Source organism: Paraclostridium sp. AKS73 (assembly GCF_025671395.1).
In the GTDB taxonomy this organism is placed as follows: domain Bacteria; phylum Bacillota; class Clostridia; order Peptostreptococcales; family Peptostreptococcaceae; genus Paraclostridium; species Paraclostridium benzoelyticum.
Genome location: NZ_JAIXHU010000071.1, coordinates 1 through 5,361, shown reverse-complemented (window position 1 = coordinate 5,361; position 5,361 = coordinate 1). Strand labels below are relative to the sequence as shown.

Sequence of the window (5,361 nt, the reverse complement as noted above, 5' to 3'; positions counted from 1 at the left end):
GATATACTTTTCAATTAAACACCTCCTTAACGTACTCAAGATAATTGTAGTTAAGGAAATTTCAAATAGCAATATATTAAAAATGACAGAAATTAACTTTAAGAAACAAAAAATAAGATGATATAAAAGCTAGTAGTTTACTAAAATTTATATCACCTTAATTTTAATTACAGACTCTCAAAATCTAAAGAAAGATTTATGAAAAGCAAATTAGCGAGAAACCTATAAGTAAGCCCATAACAGCAAAAACTATAGATAAGAAGTTTAAGGTATTAAAAGTTTTATAGTGGATATATGAATCATATGAATTTATCAATCCAGCAATAAAAAGACCTATACCACCTGAAATAGCAGAACTATGTATTATAGAGAAATAAATAAATACAAAAAATAATACATATAAGAAGCTTCTTAATGGACTTAACTTAGTAATAGTGTTCAAATAAATCACCTCCTTATATCTTTCAAGTTAATAATAACTAAGTTTACTTTAAATCGCAACGAAATAAGTATATACAAACAAAGTAGTATTCAAACGCAAAAGGCACAGGGGTGGGGGAGGATTTTCTTATGATTTATCACGAACGCCCACCTCACTAAGAAAACAGTGGGATATATTAAAAGAGCTAATAAATATGTTAATAGATTCAATGAAATTAAAGATACTAGAAATAATTCAATAATGTTTTTAGGACAAGTAGGTTCAGGAAAAACTCATTTATCATTAGCGATTGCAAATAAACTTATGGATAATTGTATTGGAGTTTTATATATGTCTTATAGAGAATCAATAACTAGGATTAAACAAACTGTAATGGATAGTGAAGAGCATGAAAGGATTATTGGTAGATACAAAAGAGCTAAGGTACTTTTAATAGATGACTTGTTTAAGGGGAGGAAGTTTAATTATAGGGTTTATGGATAAATAAATTATAATTAATTTTTTTGTATTAATCTTTAGCTAAACTTAAATTCTAGTTATTTGCATATTAAACTAAGTGTAGATATAATATTGTTTATATAGTATTATATCTAATACATAGTTAATTAATTATATAAAGAAAGATGAATAAATATAATCTTTTAAAATTGGATGTAATTGTGTTTATTCAAGTTTTTTTATATGGTTTATATAGATATTTATATTTTATATAAACTTCCATATAGATATTATTGGTTCTAAGTAAAATTTATTATTAAAAATATTATTTTAGACATTCGGATTTAATAAAACAACAAATTTAAAATGTATAAGTTAATCGGAAATAACTTAATAAAAATAGGAGTTTATATGAATCTAAAAAAAATGAATAAAATTAAAGTAATTCCACTAGGTGGATTAGGGGAAATAGGAAAAAACATCACAGCAATAGAATATGGTGATGAAATTATAGTAATAGACTGTGGATTAGCATTTCCAAGCGCTGAAATGCATGGAGTAGATTTTTTAATACCAGATATAAGTTATTTAAAACAGAATCATAAAAAAGTAAAGGCAATTGTACTGACTCATGGACATGAAGATCATATTGGAGCTATTCCTTATGTATTAAAGCATATAAATGTTCCTATATATGGAACTAAGTTTACTTTAAAACTAGTAAAAAGCAGATTAGAAGAGCGAAATATAGTTTCAGATTGTATTTTAAATGAAGTAAAAGTAGGAGAGACGATTGTTACAAATAATTTTAGTGTTGAATTTATTAGAACATGTCATAGTATAGCAGATGCTTGCGCATTAGCTATAACTACACCAGAAGGAGTTATTGTTCACACTGGCGATTTTAAAATTGACCATACTCCAGTAGATGGAGAATTAATTAACATTAATAGATTAGCTGAACTAGGTAGTCAAGGTGTTTTACTAATGATGGCTGATAGTACAAATGTTGAAAGAGATGGATTCACTATATCTGAAAAAGAAATAGGAAAAAATCTAGATATGTTATTTTCAAAGGCGAATGGAAGAGTTATTGTAGCGTCTTTTGCATCTAACATACATAGAATTCAACAAATTATAAATGCATCAGTACTATATAATAGAAAGATTGTATTTAGCGGAAGAAGTATGGAAAGAGTATCTAAGATAGCTATAGAATCAGGATATTTAGATGTAGCTGAAGATTCTATTATAAATATACATGATATTAAAAACTTCAATGAAAGTGAAATAACTATAATAACTACAGGATCTCAAGGAGAGCCAATGTCAGCACTTTCAAGAATAGCAAATGCTGAACACAAACATATAAAAATAAAAGAAAATGATTTTATAATTATTTCAGCATCTCCAATTCCAGGTAATGAGAGAGCAACATCAAAACTTATAGATAAGTTGTTAAATGCTGGTGCTGAAGTTATTTATAACGAAATAGAAGAAGTTCATGTTTCTGGACATGCGTGTAAAGAAGAATTAAAACTAATCCATAGATTAGTTAAACCAAAGTTTTTCATGCCTGTTCATGGAGAATATAGACATTTAGTAGAACACAAGCTACTAGCTCAAGAGTTAGGTATGCAACCTGAAAATATATTTTTAATGGAAACTGGTAGAGTACTTGAGTTAACTTCAAATAGCGGAGAAGTGCTAGGAAAAGTTAACTGTGGATCGGTAATTGTAGATGGTAAAGGAGTAGGAGATGTAGGAAATATAGTTCTTGCAGATAGAGAAAGATTAGGTAGTGATGGGGTTATAACTGTTGTTGTTACGATTGATTCAAGTGAATTTAAACTACTGGCAGGTCCTGATATTTTAACAAGAGGATTTGTTTATGTAAGAGAATCTGAAGCGTTAATAAAAGAGTTGAGAAAAGTAGCTAAAATTGAAATAGAAAATTGCTTAGATAATAATATTAAAGATTGGAATACAATTAAATTTAATATAAAATCAGCTTTAGGAAAAATATATATAATAAGGTGAAAAGAACACCTACTATTTTACCTGTTATTATGGAAATATAGCAAAAAAACTAGGAGCAAGTTAGTTAAACTTATTACTCCTATTTTTTAGTATTTAGATATTAATGACCTATGCTATCTAAACATTCAATTTTATCGTGCTTTCCGATTTGTTCAATGATTTCTTTGCACTTTGTACTCATTCCAACTAAATTTACATTATTATCATTTTTTCTAAACCTAAAAACTAATTTATCAATACAGTCAACTGCTGATTCATCCCATATTCTAACATTAGATAAATCTATATTTATAGTTTTAGATTTTTCTTCAAAACTAAAATGATTTATAAAACTTGTCGTTGAACTGAAGAATAACTGCCCGCTTACCTTATACTCTACAACATTTGACTTTTCAAATTTTTCTACATGAACTTCAGATATTTTAGAAGCAAAGAATAAAGCGCTTAATATAACTCCAACTATAACTCCAAATGCTAAGTTATGAGTGAATAGCACAACAACTACTGTTGAAATCATAACTATAGAATCTGTCTTAGGAACTATTTTAAGTCTTTTTAGAGACTCCCAATCAAATGTTGAAATTGATACAACAATCATAACTGATATTAATGCAGCTATCGGGATTATTACAACAAATTTATTTAATAATATTATTAAAATCATTAAAAATAAGCCTGCAACAAAAGTCGATAATCTACCTCTACCTCCTGATTTGAAGTTTATAATAGATTGACCTATCATAGCACACCCAGCCATTCCTCCAAATAATCCTGACACTACATTCGCAACACCTTGTCCCATACATTCTCTATTTTTATTACTTTTTGTATGAGTTAAATCATCTAATAGCTGAGCAGTTAATAAAGATTCAACAAGTCCAACTATTGATAGAGAGATTGAATATGGAAGTATTATTTTTAGAGTTTCCAAACTAACTGATACATTTGGAATTAAAAATTTAGGTAATGTTGAAGATATATTTCCGATATCTCCTATTGTTGTTGTTTTTATTCCTAACACACTAGCCAATACGGTCACTGCTATTATGGCTATTAATGGCGATGGTATTGTTTTATTAATTTTAGGGAATAGATATATAACTAAAAGTCCTATAGCAACTAATGCATATATCCATATAGATTCACCTTGGAAATAAGGTAATTGAGCTTTGAATATTAGAATTGCCAATGCATTTACAAAACCAATCATAACTGGTCTAGGTATAAACTTTAATAAGTTCCCGATCTTTAAGTAACCTAATATTAATTGTATAATTCCTGTTAAGATTGTTGCCGCTAACATATATTCTATGCCATAATCTTTTACAAGGTTTACCAGTAATAATGCCATCGCACCTGTTGCTGCTGATATCATACCCTGTCTTCCACCGAAAAATGCAGTAATCATAGCTATACAAAATGATGCATATAATCCCATCATAGGATTAACTCCTGCTATTATAGAAAATCCTATTGCCTCTGGAATTAATGCAATAGCTACTACCATACCCGAGAGTATGTCTTGTTTTGTGTTTCCAAACCATTCTTTTTTTATTTCGTTCATTTTTTACCTCCTATTAATTTATGTTTTATGTAAATTAACAACAATCAAAACTTATATAAAATATAAATTATAGAGATATATCAGAACTTGTATTATAAGATATAAATCAAAAAAAGTCAATTTGTATCGTAATAATGAGCATATTTAAATGATACTTTAGATATACATCTAAACAGTTAAAAGGTATGGAAGGAACAATTATAATACTATAATAGCAATAAAGTTATTTGAAAGAAGTTCTACTAAAAATAATTCTAAAATACTTGAAAAGACTTATAATATTTGATTTAAAATTTCACTAGATAATAATATTAAAATTAAAAACATAAAAATAGAAGAGCCATGAAAGGTTCTCCTACTTTTTATGTTTAAAGATTATTTTTAAAGTATGTAATTAGACTACATCATATTAAAGAAATATTCAAATCCAACGTAAATGGCAGACAACCCTACTAGACCATATATTATTCTACTAAAGCTACTTATATTTCCAAACTCTCCGCTACCTGCAAATAAAGCAGCAACTAAGTCAAATTTAAATAAGCTAACTAGCCCCCAATTTAGAGCTCCAACTAAAACTAGAATTATACAAATGTTATAAATAATTTCCATGTAATAAAGCCTCCTAAAAAATATTAATTTATATATAGTTTTAGTCATAAATTATAAATATATTCAATGAATTAGTATATTTCTACTTTTATCATCAGAGCAAGAAGTTTCAACAGAATTATTTGATATAAAATCAATTTCTATAATTACAGCAGGCATTTTACTATGTTTTAAAACTGAGAATTTTTTAGATATCTTAACACCACGATTTGTAGTATTAAGTTTATTAGAAAGATTTGAAGATAAATTAGTAGCTAACTTACAG

Annotated in this window: 6 protein-coding genes; 2 read left to right on the top strand and 4 right to left on the bottom strand. The window is 27.3% G+C overall.

Annotation, left to right across the window (positions count from 1 at the left end; all coding sequences use genetic code 11):
- Nucleotides 1–196: 196 nt before the first annotated feature.
- A complete protein-coding gene (locus LEQ07_RS19400; RefSeq protein WP_263331894.1) occupies nucleotides 197–442 on the bottom strand; it encodes a hypothetical protein in 246 nt (81 codons plus the stop codon).
- A 165-nt stretch (nucleotides 443–607) separates the two neighbouring features.
- On the opposite strand from LEQ07_RS19400, the gene LEQ07_RS19395 reads away from it, so the two are divergent.
- Together LEQ07_RS19395 and LEQ07_RS19390 are read left to right on the top strand one after the other, a co-directional pair.
- Nucleotides 608–925: a DnaA ATPase domain-containing protein gene (locus LEQ07_RS19395; RefSeq protein WP_263331893.1), complete on the top strand. Its 318-nt coding sequence runs from the start codon at nucleotides 608–610 to the stop codon at nucleotides 923–925.
- A gap of 366 nt (nucleotides 926–1,291) precedes the next feature.
- Nucleotides 1,292–2,920: a ribonuclease J gene (locus LEQ07_RS19390; protein WP_332843360.1), complete on the top strand. Its 1,629-nt coding sequence runs from the start codon at nucleotides 1,292–1,294 to the stop codon at nucleotides 2,918–2,920.
- A 100-nt stretch (nucleotides 2,921–3,020) separates the two neighbouring features.
- On the opposite strand, the gene LEQ07_RS19385 is transcribed toward LEQ07_RS19390, so the two are convergent.
- The 3 genes from LEQ07_RS19385 to LEQ07_RS19375 form a co-directional block, all read right to left on the bottom strand.
- Nucleotides 3,021–4,484 (bottom strand): SulP family inorganic anion transporter, encoded by a 1,464-nt coding sequence (locus LEQ07_RS19385; RefSeq protein WP_263331892.1) that lies wholly within the window; start codon nucleotides 4,482–4,484, stop codon nucleotides 3,021–3,023.
- A 399-nt stretch (nucleotides 4,485–4,883) separates the two neighbouring features.
- A complete protein-coding gene (locus LEQ07_RS19380; RefSeq protein WP_263331891.1) occupies nucleotides 4,884–5,096 on the bottom strand; it encodes a DUF378 domain-containing protein in 213 nt (70 codons plus the stop codon).
- A gap of 63 nt (nucleotides 5,097–5,159) precedes the next feature.
- Nucleotides 5,160–5,361: N-acetylmuramoyl-L-alanine amidase (locus tag LEQ07_RS19375; protein ID WP_263331890.1), on the bottom strand; the 202-nt coding region annotated here is incomplete at its 5' end.

Bases quoted from the DNA above. Each gene is read 5' to 3' on its own strand.
- LEQ07_RS19385 (WP_263331892.1), bottom strand. From the start codon at position 4,484: ATGAACGAAATAAAAAAAGAATGGTTTGGAAACACAAAACAAGACATA.
- LEQ07_RS19390 (WP_332843360.1), top strand. From the start codon at position 1,292: ATGAATCTAAAAAAAATGAATAAAATTAAAGTAATTCCACTAGGTGGA.
- LEQ07_RS19380 (WP_263331891.1), bottom strand. From the start codon at position 5,096: ATGGAAATTATTTATAACATTTGTATAATTCTAGTTTTAGTTGGAGCT.